The 17,221-nt window shown below is 52.8% G+C and carries 18 protein-coding genes; 6 read left to right on the top strand and 12 right to left on the bottom strand.

The genetic code is table 11. From position 1 onward, the window contains the following. Nucleotides 1-46: 46 nt before the first annotated feature. From GC56T3_RS07480 to GC56T3_RS07470, 4 genes are all read left to right on the top strand, one after another. The gene (locus GC56T3_RS07480) at nt 47-361 is read left to right on the top strand and encodes a CBO0543 family protein (RefSeq protein WP_227456704.1); all 315 of its coding nucleotides are present in this window, start codon (nt 47-49) and stop codon (nt 359-361) included. Continuing rightward, nucleotides 337-504, top strand: coding sequence for a CBO0543 family protein (locus GC56T3_RS19925; protein ID WP_227456703.1), 168 nt, complete (start codon nt 337-339; stop codon nt 502-504). The genes GC56T3_RS07480 and GC56T3_RS19925 overlap by 25 nt, the downstream gene beginning before the upstream one ends. A gap of 210 nt (nt 505-714) precedes the next feature. Further along, the gene (locus GC56T3_RS07475; protein WP_013144985.1) at nt 715-1,047 is read left to right on the top strand and encodes a hypothetical protein; all 333 of its coding nucleotides are present in this window, start codon (nt 715-717) and stop codon (nt 1,045-1,047) included. A gap of 147 nt (nt 1,048-1,194) precedes the next feature. Continuing rightward, nucleotides 1,195-1,671 carry a CBO0543 family protein gene (locus GC56T3_RS07470; RefSeq protein WP_013144984.1) on the top strand — a complete coding sequence of 159 codons (477 nt, stop codon included), beginning with the start codon at nt 1,195-1,197 and terminating at the stop codon, nt 1,669-1,671. Nucleotides 1,672-1,857: 186 nt separating this feature from the next. On the opposite strand, the gene GC56T3_RS07465 is transcribed toward GC56T3_RS07470, so the two are convergent. From GC56T3_RS07465 to GC56T3_RS07445, 5 genes are all read right to left on the bottom strand, one after another. Beyond that, nucleotides 1,858-2,829: a sugar phosphate isomerase/epimerase gene (locus GC56T3_RS07465; protein WP_013144983.1), complete on the bottom strand. Its 972-nt coding sequence runs from the start codon at nt 2,827-2,829 to the stop codon at nt 1,858-1,860. 133 nt (nt 2,830-2,962) lie between these two features. Further along, the gene (locus GC56T3_RS07460; protein WP_013144982.1) at nt 2,963-4,117 is read right to left on the bottom strand and encodes a Gfo/Idh/MocA family protein; all 1,155 of its coding nucleotides are present in this window, start codon (nt 4,115-4,117) and stop codon (nt 2,963-2,965) included. Beyond that, nucleotides 4,114-4,863 (bottom strand): trehalose utilization protein ThuA, encoded by a 750-nt coding sequence (locus GC56T3_RS07455; protein WP_013144981.1) that lies wholly within the window; start codon nt 4,861-4,863, stop codon nt 4,114-4,116. Before GC56T3_RS07455 ends, GC56T3_RS07460 begins: the two co-directional genes overlap by 4 nt. A gap of 118 nt (nt 4,864-4,981) precedes the next feature. Continuing rightward, nucleotides 4,982-6,061: a Gfo/Idh/MocA family protein gene (locus GC56T3_RS07450; protein WP_013144980.1), complete on the bottom strand. Its 1,080-nt coding sequence runs from the start codon at nt 6,059-6,061 to the stop codon at nt 4,982-4,984. Between the two features lie 156 nt (nt 6,062-6,217). Then, the gene (locus GC56T3_RS07445; RefSeq protein ID WP_013144979.1) at nt 6,218-7,231 is read right to left on the bottom strand and encodes a LacI family DNA-binding transcriptional regulator; all 1,014 of its coding nucleotides are present in this window, start codon (nt 7,229-7,231) and stop codon (nt 6,218-6,220) included. A 579-nt stretch (nt 7,232-7,810) separates the two neighbouring features. Between GC56T3_RS07445 and GC56T3_RS07440 the strand changes: the two genes are divergently transcribed. Both GC56T3_RS07440 and GC56T3_RS07435 read left to right on the top strand, forming a co-directional pair. Continuing rightward, nucleotides 7,811-8,755 carry an Rpn family recombination-promoting nuclease/putative transposase gene (locus GC56T3_RS07440; RefSeq protein WP_013144978.1) on the top strand — a complete coding sequence of 315 codons (945 nt, stop codon included), beginning with the start codon at nt 7,811-7,813 and terminating at the stop codon, nt 8,753-8,755. A 205-nt stretch (nt 8,756-8,960) separates the two neighbouring features. Then, a complete protein-coding gene (locus GC56T3_RS07435; RefSeq protein ID WP_013144977.1) occupies nt 8,961-9,398 on the top strand; it encodes a GNAT family N-acetyltransferase in 438 nt (145 codons plus the stop codon). 100 nt (nt 9,399-9,498) lie between these two features. Here GC56T3_RS07435 and GC56T3_RS07430 read toward each other — a convergent pair whose 3' ends face one another. The 7 genes from GC56T3_RS07430 to glsA form a co-directional block, all read right to left on the bottom strand. Next, nucleotides 9,499-10,794, bottom strand: coding sequence for an MFS transporter (locus tag GC56T3_RS07430; RefSeq protein WP_013144976.1), 1,296 nt, complete (start codon nt 10,792-10,794; stop codon nt 9,499-9,501). A 159-nt stretch (nt 10,795-10,953) separates the two neighbouring features. Then, complete coding sequence (locus tag GC56T3_RS07425; protein ID WP_013144975.1) at nt 10,954-11,400, bottom strand: MaoC/PaaZ C-terminal domain-containing protein; 447 nt, start codon at nt 11,398-11,400, stop codon at nt 10,954-10,956. 269 nt (nt 11,401-11,669) lie between these two features. Continuing rightward, on the bottom strand, nt 11,670-12,497 hold the full coding sequence (locus tag GC56T3_RS07420; RefSeq protein WP_013144974.1) for a carbohydrate ABC transporter permease: 828 nt from the start codon (nt 12,495-12,497) through the stop codon (nt 11,670-11,672). 15 nt (nt 12,498-12,512) lie between these two features. Continuing rightward, nucleotides 12,513-13,820, bottom strand: a complete 1,308-nt coding sequence (locus GC56T3_RS07415) for a carbohydrate ABC transporter permease (RefSeq protein ID WP_013144973.1) — start codon at nt 13,818-13,820, stop codon at nt 12,513-12,515. Between the two features lie 182 nt (nt 13,821-14,002). Continuing rightward, nucleotides 14,003-15,316 carry an ABC transporter substrate-binding protein gene (locus GC56T3_RS07410; protein ID WP_013144972.1) on the bottom strand — a complete coding sequence of 438 codons (1,314 nt, stop codon included), beginning with the start codon at nt 15,314-15,316 and terminating at the stop codon, nt 14,003-14,005. 426 nt (nt 15,317-15,742) lie between these two features. Next, complete coding sequence (locus tag GC56T3_RS07405; RefSeq protein WP_013144971.1) at nt 15,743-16,147, bottom strand: hypothetical protein; 405 nt, start codon at nt 16,145-16,147, stop codon at nt 15,743-15,745. A 13-nt stretch (nt 16,148-16,160) separates the two neighbouring features. After that, the gene (glsA, locus tag GC56T3_RS07400; protein ID WP_041468332.1) at nt 16,161-17,087 is read right to left on the bottom strand and encodes a glutaminase A; all 927 of its coding nucleotides are present in this window, start codon (nt 17,085-17,087) and stop codon (nt 16,161-16,163) included. Between the last annotated feature and the right edge of the window lie 134 nt (nt 17,088-17,221).

Raw genomic sequence — 17,221 nt, 5'->3', positions numbered from 1 at the left:
ATCCCATACTAAGAAAAATCGACATCATTCGCGCTTGGGGGCTATGGTGGAACAATGGATCCTTTGGCTGCTTGCTGCGGTGGGCATCGGTTTGCTGGGGCTCAGCTTCCGCTTTCTTTCACCAAGAGAAGTATGGCTTTCGTTTTTGCTGAATGCGTATATTTCCAGTTTGATCGGCCTGATCGTCAGCGGGGCGGGAATGCTTGCCTATCCGGTGCGGCTGTTTCCAGATTATACGAACGACAGCGTGATCTTTGAATCCTTGCTTTACCCTGTTGTCAGTGTGTACGTTTACGGGACATCGCGCCGCTCGGGCTGGAAGGGGATATGGATGCAGTGCGCGCTTATACAGGGGCGATGACAGCGGTCGAGATCCTGTTGGAGCGGCACACCGACCTGATCGAATACCATACGTGGAAGTGGGAATATTCATTCGTCTCGATGTTTGTCGTGACGCTCGCGGTTCGCCTGCTTGCCGGACGGCTGCTTCAAGAAAACGGGTGAGCTGGCATGTCTATTTCTCCTAGTTGGCGCTATACATATAGTATCATTGTCCAAAAAAGGAGCCGTGGCCGCGAAGCGCACCCTAGGTCTGTAAGATATCCACAAAACTGAAAAAAGATGTAAGGGATTTTGTCGAAAAATATTTTTTGGACACCCCTGAGGGGCCGAAAAGCCTTGATAAATCAACATTTCTAGAGGGAGGCGAACCGGATGGTGCTGTTTGACATCAAACACCGCCTGTATTACGAAGCCATCAATTCCGCGCGCCCGAAAATGGCGCCGATCCGCCAAGACCGGGCTTGGGGGTATGTATGGAAGACCGTGAACGGCGAGGCGGTGAAGTTTTGGATCGATTTCCAGCGCGGACAGTATCTCTATTTTGAATATGGACGAAAATGGTATCGGGTGAAGTATTTGCAGGCGAACGGGCGGAAATCAGGCGAAGACATATTGAACGGGGCGATGATCGATTTGACGGTGGATGGGCATCGACTTCTGTTGCTGAAGGGGCGCATCCGCAGCCAGACGGCGCGCGCTATGTAAAAGACTGTTGCTCCCTGGGCCGCCCTACATGAATCGGTCTACAACCGCGCTTGCGCCCATGCCTGATCAAACGCCCGGTGGATCTATGACGTTCTCATCAGCCGCACAGGCTGGACAACAGAACCCCTGACAGGAGAGGATGAAGACATGGATCGAATCCACTTATGGGTGTTGCTGGTGCTGGGCCTCATCCTATTGGTTTTCAGCTTGCGCAAACCGCCCATTAAAGACGTGATTCTCGTGTTTTTATTGAAAGCTTATTTTTCCACCTTTTTCGGTGTCATTGTGGTCGAAAAGCATTTGCTCGACTATCCCGTGAGGTTTTTGGGGCAATACTTCGACACGAGCATCTTGTTTGAATACTTTCTGTATCCGATCATGTGCGTGTATTTTTATCGAACGTCGTACCATTCGAGCTTTTTCGGCATTGTCGGACAATGCGCCTTGTATACAGCCGCTTTGACGTTCATAGAAGTTCTTTATGAAAAGTATACAAATTTGATCACGTACCATACGTGGACATGGATGCATTCGTTTGTCACGATCTTTCTTCTGTCGTTTTCCATTCGGATGCTGATGAAGCTGATCAACCGCTGGGAAGAGTCCGTCCGCTGGCGTTCATGACCGCTTCGTCACGGAAGCGCCCGAACGGACAAGAGACAACGTTGGCTTTCCAAAAGAAACTGTTTGCGGTCGGACGAATGTCCGCATGAAGCCCCTATGGCGAAAACATGAGATCCTCTTGGCGGCAGATGTCAAAGCAAGCATACAGGCGGCAAAGAGCGCCTCGGTCTCCTTGCCGCCTTCTTTTTATGCCCACCACATCTCCGGCAGTTCTTCTTTGAACAACACCTTTTTCAAGAGGGCGACGGCCTTTGACAGCCCTTCATCGATCGAAGCGAGCATATCTTCGTGTTCGATTGACAGCACGTAGTCGTAGCCGACGGCGCGCAGGGCGCTGACGATGTCGCGCCACATTTTTTCGCTTTGCCCGTAGCCGACGGTGCGGAACACCCACGAGCGGTCAAGGATTTGGCTGTAATGTTTCGTATCGAGCACGCCGTTTTTGCGGATGTTCGCTTCGTCTAAGTACGTGTCTTTCGCATGGACGTGGAAAATCGCTTTTTCGCGGCCGAGCAGTTTGATCGCCTCAACCGGGTCGATGCCTTGCCAAAGCAGGTGGCTCGGGTCAAAGTTGGCGCCGATCGCTTCACCGACGTGTTCGCGCAGTTTGAGGAGCGTTTCCGGGTTGTAGACGACAAAGCCCGGATGCATTTCAAAGGCGATTTGCGTAATGCCGTGCTCCTTGGCGAACGCTGCTTCTTCGCGCCAGTACGGGATGACGACTTCTTCCCATTGCCATTTTAAAATTTCCAAGTAATCCGGCGGCCAAGAGCACGTGACCCAGTTCGGGTATTTGGCGCCGGGATGGTCGCCCGGGCAGCCGGAGAAGGCGTTGATGACCGGGACTTCAAGCTGCTCAGCGAGCCTGACCGTTTTCCGCCATGTATCATGCGACTGTTTCGCGAACGCTTTGTCCGGATGAAGCGGGTTGCCATGGCAGCTTAAGGCGCTGATCACAAGGCCGCGGTCGGCTACGGCTTTTTTCAACGCTTTGATTTTTTCCGGCTGGTCCAACAGCGCGTCAGGATCGCAATGGGCGTTGCCCGGGTAATTTCCGGTGCCAAGCTCAACGGCCTCAATGCCCATGGCGGCGACTTTGTCGAGCATGTCTTCCAACGGCAGCTGTTGATACAAAACGGTAAATACGCCTACTTTCATCTCGTTCTTCTCCCCTTTCTAGCGGTGTGAAGCCGGCCGGTCGGCGGCCGGCTCCGCCGTTCCATTTTGTTGTGGCATCATCTAGCACCCAGCCAGCGAAACGAGGCCGACGTCTCCGCGGTGCTGACGCCGCTTATTCCGCCACCCGCACCCACCGTTTGGTGCGATGGCTTTCCAAAATGGCGTCGACGATCCTCATTGTATGGTGGCCGTCGGCGATCGTCGCAAACGGCAGTTCCCCGAGCGCCTCGCCGCGTTGTTTCCGGATGATGGCGCTGTAAAAATCACGGAACAAATTTTTAAGCCCGTCCGGCCAGCCTTCCTCATGGCCGCCTGGATAATGGGCGTAAGCGGCGGCTTGCGGCGACAAGAGCGCTGGGTCGCGGACGATTTCTTCGTTCGGGCCGTTGCGGCGCCCGACCCAGAGGCGGTTCGGGTGCTCTTGGTCCCAGGCGAGCGTCATCTCATCGGCGGCGATTTCAAAATAGAGCCGGTTTTTCCGGCCAGCGCTCACTTGGGAAATCGTAAACGCCCCATGGGTGCCGTCGTCAAAATGGACGAGCACGCTGCCGCCGTCTTCGGTGTCAATCTGGACTGGCTCCGCGTCTTGGTTGCTGCCGGATGTAAACGTGCTCCCTTCCTGTTTCGGCTTGTAGCGAACCGGATGGACGGTGCGCAAGTCGGCGAACACTTCAACGATCTTCTTGCCAAGCACATACTGAACCGTGTCGCACCAGTGCGAACCGATGTCGGCGATGGCGCGCGACGGGCCGTTTTGCGCCGGCTCAAGCCGCCAGTTGTAGTCGGTGTCATACAAGAGCCAGTCTTGCACATAGCCGCCGTACACGAAATGGACGCGCTTCGCCTCACGGGCAAGCCGCTCTTTCGCCTCGACAACGAGCGGGTAGTGGCGGTAGTTGAAGCAGACCGCGCTAAGGCTTTCGCTTTGTTCAGCGAGCCGCTTCAATTCCGCCGACTGTTCGCTCTCCATGGCGAGCGGCTTTTCCGACAATAAATGTTTTCCCGCCTCAAGCACCGCCTTGTTGATGGGAAAATGCGAAACGTTGCGCGTGCAGTTGTGAACGGCTTCGACATCGGGGTCGTCAATTAAAGCGCGGTAGTCGCCGTATGCTTTCGGAATCCCGAACCGGCGCGCGGCTTCCTCCGCTTTTTCTTGGCTGCTTGAGGCAATGGCGACAATGTTCACAAACGGCAGGCGGCGGAGCGCCTCAATATGGGAAGAAGCGGAAAAGCCCGTGCCGATAATGCCGACGTTGATCGGTTTCACTGCGTCACTCCTCCCTGTTTCGCTTTGATCGGCTCAAGCGGCTTGACGTTGCCGAAAACGATTTCCCCGCGGTTGACCGGCGCGGCCCAGCGGACGGCATTGGCGATCACTTTCAGCACATCCGGGTGATGGTACGTCGGATACGTTTCATGGCCGGGGCGGAAGTAGAAAATTTTCCCTTTCCCGCGCGTGAACGTGCAACCGCTGCGGAACACTTCTCCGCCTTCAAACCAGCTGATGAAAATCGTTTCGTCCGGCTCTGGGATGTCGAAAAACTCACCGTACATTTCTTCCTGCTCAAGCTCGATGTACGGTCCGATTCCTTCCACGATCGGATGGCCCGGGGCGACGACCCAGAGACGCTCTTTTTCATCGGCTTCGCGCCATTTCAAATTGCATGTCGTCCCCATCAGCTTTTTGAAAATTTTCGAGAAATGGCCGGAATGAAGGACAATGAGCCCCATTCCTTCCAGCACGCGGCGGTGGACGCGTTCGACAACCTCATCTTTCACTTCGTCATGGGCGATATGCCCCCACCAGACGAGGACGTCGCACTGGTCGAGCACCTCGTCGGTCAAGCCGTGCTCCGGTTCGTCCAAGACAGCGGTCGCAGCGTCAAACCCCGCTTCAGCCAGGTAGCGCGCGATGACGGTATGCATTCCTTCTGGATAAATGGCTCTTACTTGTTCATCTTTCTTTTCATGGCGAAATTCGTTCCAGACGACAACGCGGATGGGTGTGGTCATTCATTGATCCCCCTTGGTTCTTTCGGCCTGCCTGTATGCGGCTAGGCCGAGTGTTTTTTGGAATGTTTCCCCATGTTCGCGACTCTTTGGGACGCCAGTGCGATTCATGGAGCGTTTCTCACCATTCGATGCGGACTTGCCGCCCTTGGTCGGACGATTCGTAAATCGCTTCTAACACTTTGGCGATCGTAAGCCCTTGTTCAGCGGTGCAAAGCGGCGGCGTGTTCTCGGCGATGCTCGTCAAGAAATGGTCAAGGAGCGCCACCCGTTCGCTTTGATCATCAAAATGGAGCGTGACATCGGCCGGAACGCCGTGTTCGTTGCGGAACCATTTCACTTCTTGGCGGTTGCCGGCGATATTCCACTCCCAGCGCACGCCGCCTTCCGTGCCAAGAAACTCGACATATGCCCGCTCTTCTTCAATGTGCGACGCCCAGCTCGTCTCAAGCAGCACCGTCGCGTCGTTTTCGAGCTGGATGAACGCCGAGGCGAAATCTTCGACCGTATAGGCGGCATTAGGCGCAAACGATGTTCCCGGCCATGCCCCTTGGCGGCGCGGGCCGAACTTCGCGTACGTTTTCCCCGTCACCGCGACCGGGTTCGGGTTCCCGAGCAGCCAAAGCGTCACATCGAGCATATGGACGCCCAAATCGATGAGCGGGCCGCCGCCGGAGCGCTCGCGGTCAAAAAACCACGCCCCCCATGCGGGAATGCCGCGGCGGCGCACCCAGCCCGTTTTCGCGTAATAAATCTCGCCGAACGCGCCGGATTGGATTCGCTCATGCAGCCATTGCGCTGCTTGGCGGAAGCGGTTGTTCAGCGCGACCATAAACTGCTTGCCTGACTCGTCTCGGGCGCGGATGATGGCGTCCGCCTCTTCCGCTTTCGTCACCATGGGTTTTTCGCAAAGAACGTGTTTTCCGGCCCGCAAACTGTCGACTGACAGTTGGGCGTGCAAAAAATTCGGCACGGTAATGATGACGGCATCGACATCTGGTGAAGCGAGCAGTTCCTTGTAGTCGCAATACACTTCACGGATGCCGTACGTTTTCGCTTTTTCCACAGCCGCTTGCTCATTGACGTCGCAAATCGCCTGCAAGACGACGCGCTCCGAAAGTTTTAGCGCCGCCTTGATGTGTTCATTGGAAATCCCTCCGGCTCCGATCAAGCCGAGGCGGATTGGAAGTGTGTTTCCCATGTCCTTTTCCCCCTTGCGCTCATTTGTTTTCTCTGTCCCATATGCTCCACCGATTCGCCGTCCGTTTTCTAAAACAACGGCTAAGCAGTGATGTAATCGATTACATCACCATGCTAAAAAAATCCGCCCGTTCCCCGCACCGGACAGAGAGCGCTGTCAGCCCCTTTGCCTAGAGCGCTCTCCTCCACACGAATCGCGAATGACGAGCCGATCGGGAAGAACAAGCTGACGCCGCCGCGCGCTCGTTCCTTCAATGAGCGCAAGCAGCAATTCCATCGCTTTTTGCCCGATCTCAAACATCGGCTGGGCGATCGTCGTGAGGCTCGGTTCAAAAATCGAGGCCATTTGAATGTCGTCAAATCCGACAACGGCCACATCGTCGGGAACGCGTCCGCCTCGATGGCGAACCGCTTTGATCGCCCCAATCGCCATCTCATCGTTGGCGGCGAAAATCGCTGTCGGCGGCTTCTCAAGAGCGAGCAGTTTCAGCGTCAAATTATATCCGGACTCATAGGTGAAATCACCCTCCTGCACGAGCGCAGCGTCCGCCTCAAGCTCATGCTGCGCCAGCGCCTGTTGGTAGCCGCGCAGCCGGTCGCGGCTTAAAATGATGTTCATTGGCCCGGACAGGTGGGCAATGCGGCGATGGCCGAGGCGGATCAAGTGTTCGGTCGCCTTACGGGCGCTGCTGATGTTGTCGATCGAAACGGTCGGGATGTCCGCCCCTTCCAAATACTCGCACGCCAAGACGATCGGAAACTGCCGCGCCATCTCTTCCACCAGCTCTTTGCGGATGCGGGCGGTCAAAAAAATCATCCCGTCGACTTGCCGCTGCGGCAACAAATTCAAATACTGCTCCTCAAGCCGGACATCGTTTTGCGTATCGCCAAGCAGCACCTGATAGCCGTGCTCGAGGGCGACCGCTTCAATTCCGCGCAGCACCTTCGAGAAAAACGGATTCGTAATATCGGGCACGACGACGAGCACCGTCTCGGTCTCCATCCGCCGCAAATACCGGCCGAGCACGTTCGGCTGGTAGTTCAGCGCTTCAATGGCTTCGAGCACGCGCTGCCTTGTCTCTTCAGTGACGTTGCCCGCGTTGCGCAGCACGCGCGACACGGTGGCCGTCGATACGTTCGCCCGTTTCGCCACGTCTTTTATGCTTGCCATTCGTTATAGTCCTCTCAGTTATGTAATCGATTACATCTCCATCGTATATGAAAGACAGGGCGGTTGTCAAGCGTTGTTTTTTCGATCTGCTTTAGAAGGCCGGTGAAAAACGGCTGTCACGAGCAAATCAGCGGCATTTCGCCAAAAAAGAAGGCTGATTTCGTAAGGTTTTTCTAATTGAGAAATAGCTGGAACTAGCAGCATTTTGTACTAAATCACCAGCCTCTTAGATATGGTTTGCCCCTTTCTCATAGGCGAAAAAGATCAGCCCGCATCAAGAAAACTTCTACACAAGCGCAAGCATGAGTTGAATCGATGCTTCCCACCTCCAACCGCAGGCGTAGGCGGAACAGCGTTCAAATCTTAGGCTCTATGAAAGACTTATCACAATGATGAATCCGGGCATTTGTCCAGAACTAGCGCGCTTTTTTCGACAAGAGCAAAAAATTCCGGAACATTTATGTGCTTGGATGATGAGAAGCACATAGACAAAAACAGACGTTTTTCCTAGTTCCATGCAGGATTTTTTCTTCTGCTCGCGAATCAATATGATGGAAAGTTTCAAAGTGAGGTGATAGAATGGCCATTGACCATGATCGATTGTTCAAAGAGCTGATCCAAACGTTCTTCGAAGAGTTTATTCTCCTCTTTTTCCCCGACATGCACGAACACATTGATTTCCGCCATTTGTCCTTTTTGTCCGAAGAACTGTTCACCGATGTCACGGCAGGTGAAAAATACCGCGTCGATCTGTTGGTCGAGACGAAGCTGAAAACGGAAGATGGGCTGATCATCGTTCATGTGGAGAATCAAAGCTATGTGCAGTCGTCCTTTCCGGAGCGCATGTTTGTCTATTTCAGCCGTTTGTTTGAAAAATACCGCACCCGCATCGTTCCGATCGCCGTCTTCAGCCATGATGCCCTTCGCGAGGAACCGTCCGTGTTTTCGATCGAATTCCCCTTTGGCGACGTGCTGCAGTTTCGTTTTTTCCCTGTAGAGCTGCGCAAGAAACATTGGCGGGATTATATTCGGCATGACAATCCGATGGCAGCTGCCCTTCTTGGCAAAATGGGGTATACTGAAAATGAGAAAGTCGAGTTGAAAAAAGAGTTTTTGCGCATGTTGGTGCGATTGGAGCTGGATGAAGCGAGGCAGCGGCTGCTCTTGGGCTTTTTTGAAACGTATGTGAAGTTGTCGGAGGAGGAAGAACAGCAACTGCAAAGAGAGGTGAAGGCGATGGAAACGAAAGAAAGAGAAAAAGTGTTGGAGCTGATCATTTCCTATGAGCAAAAAGGAAGGAAAGAAGGATTGGAAGAAGGGATCAAACGCGGGATTCAACAAGGGATCAAGCAAGGAATGAAACAAGGAATGAAACAAGGAATGAAACAAGGAATGAAACAAGGAATGAAACAAGGAATGAAGCAACTAATCCGCAACATGGCGCGCAAAGGAATGACGGTGGAAGACATTGCCCGGTTGGTGGATCTTCCAGAGAAAGATGTTCGGGGATTGCTTGAAAAGTAGGGAAATCAAAAGCAAGTGGATGGCCCTGGAAAATACCCAAGGAAGACGGTTGGCGGCGACAAGCGGCCAACCGATCGTCGTACGAACGGCATGGCCTAAAGATGCCCGGAGACCGCCGTGGTTGTGAAGACCGTGACTTTCGAAGATCCAGTGCTTAAAAAAAGCCTAACCAACAATCTATGAATAGTTGGGAGAGGGGAACTCCATGGAAATTAGAAAACCAAACGATTCGGAATACAAAAAGATTTTATCACTCACACCACAAGCATTATTCGAAGGCACATTAGGCGAAGCAAAACCGTCAGATGAAAAAGTCAAACAACTGATTGAGCCATTATTGCAGAAAGGGAGCTATTATTTGATCGCAACGGAAGACCATCATCTCATAGGTTGGATTTTAATCGGAGCAAGCCAAGACCCACTTAGTGAGAAAAGATATGGATTCATCTACGAGTTGTTTGTGTTAGAAGAATTTAGAGGAAAGGGAATTGCAAGGAAATTAATAGAAACCGGCATCGAACATCTGAAACAAGATGGATATTCAGAGGTTCGTTTGCGTGTATATGCAGGGAATCAAGCGATGAAACTGTATGAAACATTCGGATTCAAGCACCACACCATTATCATGAGCATGAACGTGTAAGGCAAACATATCCCGCCCATCGGCATCCTTAGCAGGCGACAAGAAGAAGCGCCCTTGCCTGAACGCAAAGGCGCCCATAATGGAGTTCAGTCCAATTAATCTAATCAATCGCCTGGCGCGCGCGGTCTTGCAGCATTTTCACCCCAGCGAGTGAAATCAAGCCCATGACGACGATATAGCAGGAGATGGCCGTGGCGCTGCCGTATTTGTGCAAAAGCCATGTGCTCACGAGCGGCGCTGGGCCGCCGGCGATGATCGATGCCAACTGGTAACCGAGCGAAGCGCCGCTGTAGCGCAAACGCGTCGGGAAGTTTTCCGCGATCATGGCCGCCTGCGGGCCATACAGCATGCCGTGGAACACCATGGCCACGACCGTCGCCAAGAAGATGAGCCCGACGCTTTTCGTATTGACAAGCCAATAATACGGAAACGCCCAAAGCATCAACAAAATCGTGCCCGTCATGTAGACGCGGCGGCGGCCCCACCGATCGGATAAATGGCCGGAATAGACGATCGAAAGCGCGTTGATCACCGCAGCGATAATCGTCACATTGACGAAAATGCTTTTTTCCATCCCCAAAAACGTCGTCCCATAGCTGACGATAAACGTGACAAAAATGTAGAACGACCCGTTTTCAATCACCCGCGCCAGCGCTGACCATAGAATTTCGCGCGGATGCTTGACCAGCACCTCGCCGACCGGCATCTTGCTCGTTTCTTGTTTTTTCATCGCTTCTTGGAACAGCGGCGATTCGAGCACTTTCAGCCGGATGTACAGCCCGATGGCGATGAGAAGGAAGCTTATGAGAAACGGAACGCGCCATCCCCACGCATAAAAGCTGTCGCCGCCCGCCGCAAGCATCAGCGTCGTCACAAGGGAAGAGGACAACAGCCCGAACGGCACGCCCATTTGCGGCAGGGAAGCCATCAGCCCGCGCCGTTTGCCTTCTTCCCACTCCATCGCAATCAAAATAGCGCCGCCCCATTCCCCGCCGACGCCAATGCCTTGAATGAGACGCAGCGCGGTCACCAGCACCGGCGCCCACAGGCCGATTTGCTCATATGTCGGCATCAGGCCGATCAGCGCGGTCGCCAACCCCATCAGCAACAAAGTGGCCACCAACGTCGCCTTCCGCCCGATGCGGTCGCCGAAATGGCCGAAAATCGCGGCGCCGACCGGCCTGGCGATAAATCCTAACGCAAAGGTCGTAAACGATTGCATCAGGGCGACGTACGAATCTCCTTGTGGAAAGAATAATTGTGGAAACACGAGAGCGGCCATCGTCCCGTAAAGGAAGAAATCGTACCATTCAATCGTCGTACCGACCACACTTGAAATCGCCGCCCGCTTTTTTTGGCGTTTCAATTCCGCCGCATCCATCATCGTTACAGCCATTCACAACACCCCTTTCACGCAATCAAAGTGCGCGCATCTCATGGAAACGGAAAAACAAATGGATGATAGCAAAAAAACGAACATAATGTTAGCGCTTCCAAAAACAAACCGCCATGGACTTGTTTCTTTGTCAGACCGTCATGACGTTTCACAAGCCCGTCATGGAGCTTTCCCTTCCCGCGCAACAAGCACATGCACAACGGCATCGACGACCGTTTCTTCTCGTTGGTTGATGATCCGCTGATGCACCGTGACGAGCCCGGCTTCCTCGCCCCGTTCCGTCAACCGCTTCACTTCCGATTCCACGTAAATCGTATCGCCGATCTTGACGGGACGAACGAAACGGAGTGAATCGATGCCATAAAACGCCAGGACCACTCCCGGTTCCATCATCCACAGCCCCGTCGCCGCCGACAGCGTCAACATCCCATGGGCGATGCGCTCGCCAAATGGCGTCCGCTTGGCGTATTCCCCATCCATGTGCAGCGGATAAAAATCTCCGGAAACGCCGGCAAACTGCACAATATCAGCTTCGGTGATCGTTCGCCCGCGCGAACGGTGGCGCTCGCCAAGCGCATACTGTTCAAACGGACGGTCAAATCGCACTCCTTCCCCTCCTCTTGATTGGTCCAAAAAAGAGTAAAAACAAATTCCACCCCCTTTCCGCGGCTGCCACTGCCTATTTTGTTAATATTCTGAATATTAACCATATCATCTTTGGCCTTTACGCATCCCTCCCCGCTAGTCGTCTGTCATTAACATATGAACGGAGTGGAGCGGATAGAACTGCTCCTCCTCTGTTTCGTGTTTCAAAATGGGCATTACCCCAAAAAACAAAAGGATGCTCGCCTGGCATCCTTTTTCATGTTCGTTCCTTATTCTTTTACCGAGCCGGACGTGAGCCCAGAGACGATGCGGCGCTGGAACAACAGCACCATGATGACGAGCGGGATCGTCACAATCACGGTGGCCGCGGAAATTTCGCCCCACGGGATCGTATACTGGCCTTGGAACATGGCAATGCCGACCGGAACGGTTTTGTATTTTTCCGCCGTATTGATCGTCAAGGCAAATAAAAATTCGTTCCATGCGGCAATGAAGACGAGAATGGACGTCGTAAACACCCCTGGCACAGCGAGCGGCAAAATGATTTTAAAATACGTCTGCATCGGCGTCGCCCCGTCCATTTTCGCCGCTTCTTCCAAGTCAAACGGAATCTTGCGGAAAAAGGTGACAAGCAGCCAAATCGACAACGGCAAGGCAAACGTCGTATACGGAATGATCAATCCCAAGTAGCTGTTCGTCAACCCGAACTTTTTCACAAACATGTAAATCGGAGAAATGGTGGCAATTTGCGGAAACATGGATACAGCCAACACCAAGCCGAGAATGACCGTCTTGCCTTTAAATTCAAGGCGCGCGATCGCATAAGCCGCAAACGCGGCGACAAAGACCGTATACACCGTCGTAATGGCCGCCACGACCGTGCTGTTCCATAAATAGCGCAAAAACGGGTAATTGACAAAGACCGACACATAGGATTTTAAGGTCGGATGGCTCGTAAACCAATCGAACGCTTTGTCGCCAAACAATTCGCTAAGCGGCTTAATGGAACTGAGCAAAACCCATAAAAACGGAAACATCACAAAGAACACAAACAGGGCCAAAAACACGTAAAAGAACGGACCGGCTTTTTTTTGCATCGTCTCACCCCTTCGTTATCGTTTGACGCTGGAGCCATCAGACAACAAATCTTTCCCAAGCCAGCGAATATAGATCATGGAAATCACCGCCACGCAGATAAACACGATGACAGCGAGCGCCGATCCCGCACCGAAATTCGTCTGCGAGAACATGACTTTATACGCTAAAATGGAAATCGTTTCCGTCGAGTTCGCCGGCCCTCCGCCGGTTAAGACGTAAATCAAGTCGAACACGCGGAACGCATCGAGCGTGCGAAACAACAACGCGACTAAAATGCTTGATTTTAACAGCGGCAGCGTGATTTTTGTGAATTGCTGCCATTTGGTGGCCCCGTCGATCGAGGCGGCCTCATACAACGAACTCGGGATCGTTTGCAGCCCGGCCAGCAGCAAGAGCGCCATATAGGGGGTTGTCTTCCATACATCGGCAAAAATGACCGCAAACATCGCCCCCGCTTCCGTCGTCAACAAATCCCCCATCCGGTCGACAAGGCCGACCGTTTCGAAATATTTGGCGACAATGCCGTTTTGTCCATCGTATAAAAATTTCCACATAAGCGCGGATACGGCGGTAGGAATCGCCCACGGAATCAAAATCGTCGCCCGCACAAGCCCGCGGCCAAAAAAGGCCTTATTGATGAGCAACGCAATTCCGAGCCCTAACACCAGCTCAATGGCGACCGACACCACCGTAAAGAACGTCGTATTCCATAACGCTTTCCATAAGCGCATGTCGCTGAAGCTGTCCTTATAATGCTTGAGGCCGACAAAGTTCGGCTCGATCACGACCCCTTCGAGCCCTTCGGCCAAGCCGACGACTTTATCCGCCTGCTGCAGTTCGCCCGCTTTTTTCATCTCCTTAAGCGCTCGGACGACATCATGAACCGTGTCGGTCAGCCGCTCGGCCGTCTGTTTGTCCAGCTCGGCGATCTTCAGCTCATCGCTTGGCGTCTCGAAATTGTCGAGCACTTCGTTCACTTTGTCATATTGCTTCGCCACTTGATCGTTGGAACGGATCGCCTCGTCCAGTTTCGCGAGTTTTTGTTCGATTTGCGCCAACGTTTGTTTCGTTTGTCCATCCGCAGCCGCCATTTCCTGCTTAAGAGCGCTTTTGAGGAACGGATAGTTTTGTAGATATCCTTCCAGATCGAGGCTGTAACTCCAGTGAATCGACGATTTGGTCGGGTCGTTGAGCCGATAGTCGAACAAGCTGTAATAAAAGGACTGGATGACAGGCCAAATGGCAATCGCCAAAATGAGCAGCATGGCCGGCGCGACAAGCGAATAGCCTAATAGGCGCTCCATTCGCTTTTCATTCCTCATCGCTGTTCTCTCCCTTCTGCTTGGAAAAGGATATTAGCCTTCAGCACCGGGCAGATGGCGGCCTGAAGGCTAATGAACCGAAAGTGGTCAAACAAAATTGCGTTCTTTGTTTGGCTGATGGGGCATTGGCCGGCGTTGGCCGGATTCGGATCGGCTGCGGCGCGCCGGCCCAGTCATTCGCCTTACTTATTCAAGGCTGCTTTCATTTCTTTTTCCATATTGGCCACAGCTTGTTCGACCGTCAGCTCCCCGGCCAGCGCTTTGGATACGTTAATTTGGATGATTTCCGAAATTTCCGGGTAGTTCGGGACGACCGGGCGCGGCACAGCGGCGTTCAACGCATTGACAAATCCTTCTTCCGCAAAGAACGGATTGGCTTTTAAGACATCTGGATCTTTAAACAGTTCCGGAAGCGTTGGCGCTAAACCGCCATAAATCGCAGAAATTTTTTGCCCCTCCGGCCCCGTCATAAATTTGACAAATTCCCATGCTTCTTTCGGATGTTTCGAATATTTGTTGATCGCGGTCATCCAGCCGCCCAGCGCGGCAGCCGAACCTTTGTCTCCGGCCGGAAGCGGAGCCACGCCGACTTTGCCGACGATTTTCGATTGTTCTTTGTCATTCGCTAGCGCGTATTGATAAGGCCAGTTGCGGATAAACGGCGATTGTCCTTCAATGAACGCGGTATGCGATTCTGGTTCAGTGAAGGTGGTGATGTTGCTCGGCACAACATCGGACTTGACGATTTCCACCATTTTCTTCAGCCCTTTGATCGTTTCTGGGCTGTTGATCACGACATTCCCGTTTTTATCGACGATTTGCCCGCCATAAGAGGCGATAAATTCAACCGCGTTGCACACCAATCCTTCATATTGTTTGGCCTGCATCAAATAGCCGAATTTCGTGCCGCCTTTTCCTTTCAGTTCTTTCGCCTCTTTTAAGAGTTCATCCCATGTTTTCGGCACTTTGTCCTTTGGCACCAGGTCGGTGCGATAGAACAGCATGCCGGCATCAATGAATTTCGGCATCGCCCATTGCTTGCCATTGAAGTTGCCGGCCGCAAGCGCCCCTTGGTTGTATTTGCCGAGGTCAATGCCGTCTTTCTCAATAAAGCGGTCGAGCGGCAGCGTATAACCCGCTTGAGCAAACTCAGCCGGCCAAATGACGTCGAGATCCATGACATCGATTTCCGACGACTGCGCATTTAACATCGTGACATACGCATCATGCTGCTTCCCGGTGTCAGCCGGCATTTCGCGAAATTCCACATCGATGTTCGGGTGCGTTTTCTCGAACGCTTCGATGATTTTTTCGGTGGCTTTCGTGGAATCTTGGCCGCGGGCATAGACAATTTTCACTTTTTCAGACTGGCTCGTTTTCCCTTCTTCGTTTTTGCTGTCTTTGCCCGTCTGGCTCTCGCTTTGGCCGCCGGAGCATGCCGCGAGCCCCATCGTAAGCGCTAACAAAACAGCCGATGTTTTTAACGTCTTTTTCATCGTCATTCTCCCCCTTTAAATTTTGGATTTGTCAAACACCGCATGGCATCGCGTATAGTGGTTGCTTCGACTGCCCCAATCACCTCCTGGACATGACATCCATTGACTTTTGACTTGGCATCCCCCACTGCTTGTCTATGCATCGATCGTTTGTAATCGATTACATACAAATGGGCGAATCATCCTCGTTTTCGCTTGTCTGTTCTTTTCTCGCCAAAAGCCGAAAAGCGGGCATCGTTTTCCGTTTCTCCTTTTCAATGAAGACAGCCTGTCTATCAGCATCGCGCCCCTTGTCCGCTTTGTTGGCTTACTATGTAATCGATTACAAAACCATCTTACATCGCCGTAAAATCGTTCGTCAAGTCCCTAAATTCTTTTTTTGCCCTATAAACAAAGAACCCCAAGCCGTTTGGCTTGGGATATGCCTCACACCTCCACCGTCTTCCCTTCCTCGACGATATGATAAAGCAAATGCGCCAAATGGTGAATCGGGCCGTATTCCTCTTCGCCGTCTTCCGTCATTTCCTCTTCTTCCCCGAATTCAAGGTCGTTTAAGTAAAGCGCCATAAATTCGTAAAAGTCTTTCAGCTCAAAGCTGTAGCACGCGCTCGGGTCTTCGTTGTCTTCTTCGTATTGAAGCATTAAATACGATACCTTGCCTTCGTTGTCCTCGGCGTCAAAAAAGACGAAATAGCCGATGTTCGTGTCAAGGTCAAACAGATGCCGCGTCCCGCCTTCGGTCGCCTTATCAAAATCCTCTTGGCTCAACTTGCCGACGTTCATCGCTTCGACGTCGTCTTCGCGGTGAAACTGGACCGTAAATGTTTTCATCGTGATTTCCTCCTTAGAAAATGCTTAATGAATACGTTTTTGACAGCCGCTCGAGCAGTTTCACCCCGGTCAAGCTGTTCCCTTTATCATCGAGAGCCGGGCCGAAAACGCCGATGCCGCACCGCCCGGGCACGGCGGCGAGAATGCCGCCCGAGACGCCGCTTTTCGCCGGAATGCCGACTTTGATGGCAAATTCACCTGATGAGTTGTACATGCCGCACGTGACCATGAACGTTTTGCAAATGCGGGCGACATCAAGCGGCATGAGCCGCTCGCCCGAATGCGGATCGCGTCCGTCAAGCGCGAGCACCAAGCCGATGCGCGCCAAGTCGATGCACGTCATTTCGATGGCGCACTGTTTCGTGTACAAGTCCATCAGCTCTTCGACATCTTCGTCAATGATACGATGCTGCTTGAGAAAATAGCAAAGCGAACGATTTAAAAACGCTGTTTCAAATTCGGAGCGGGCCACTTCGTCGGAGTACGAAATGCGTTCGTTGCCAGCGAGACGGCGGACGAACGCTAACAGCCGTTCCAGCCGTTCGGACACCGAGCCGCCTTGAATCATCGACGTGACGACAAGCGCGCCGGCGTTAATCATCGGATTCAGCGGCTTGGCAGGCTTTTCCTCTAATTTGGCAATGGAATGAAACGGATAATCCGTCGGCTCCATGCCGACTTTATGGAACACCTCATCCTCGCCCCGGTCGATGAGCACAAGGGCGAGCGCAATAATTTTGGAAATGCTTTGCAGCGTCACTTTCACCGTCACATCCCCGGCGCTCACCACCTTACCGTCCGGCGTATAGATGGCGACCGACAGTTCATTTGGGTTCGCTTTGCCTAGAGCGGGAATGTAATCGGCCACTTTGCCATAGCGGGCGTACTGCTTCGCTTTTTCGACAAAGCGGACCAGTTCTTCTTGGTTGTACACAAGCATCACCGATGGTTAGTATCGCCTATTTTTTCCGTTTCTATGCCCAAACGATTCAAACAGCGACAGTTTCAGACAGGGGACGCTTTGCCCTCAGCGGACCGCCGGCAAAAAACCGCCCCGCTCCTCTCAAGGCGGCA

The sequence above is a fragment of the Geobacillus sp. C56-T3 genome (genome assembly GCF_000092445.1).
GTDB lineage: Bacteria > Bacillota > Bacilli > Bacillales > Anoxybacillaceae > Geobacillus > Geobacillus thermoleovorans.
This window is presented reverse-complemented; position numbering and strand designations above follow the sequence as displayed.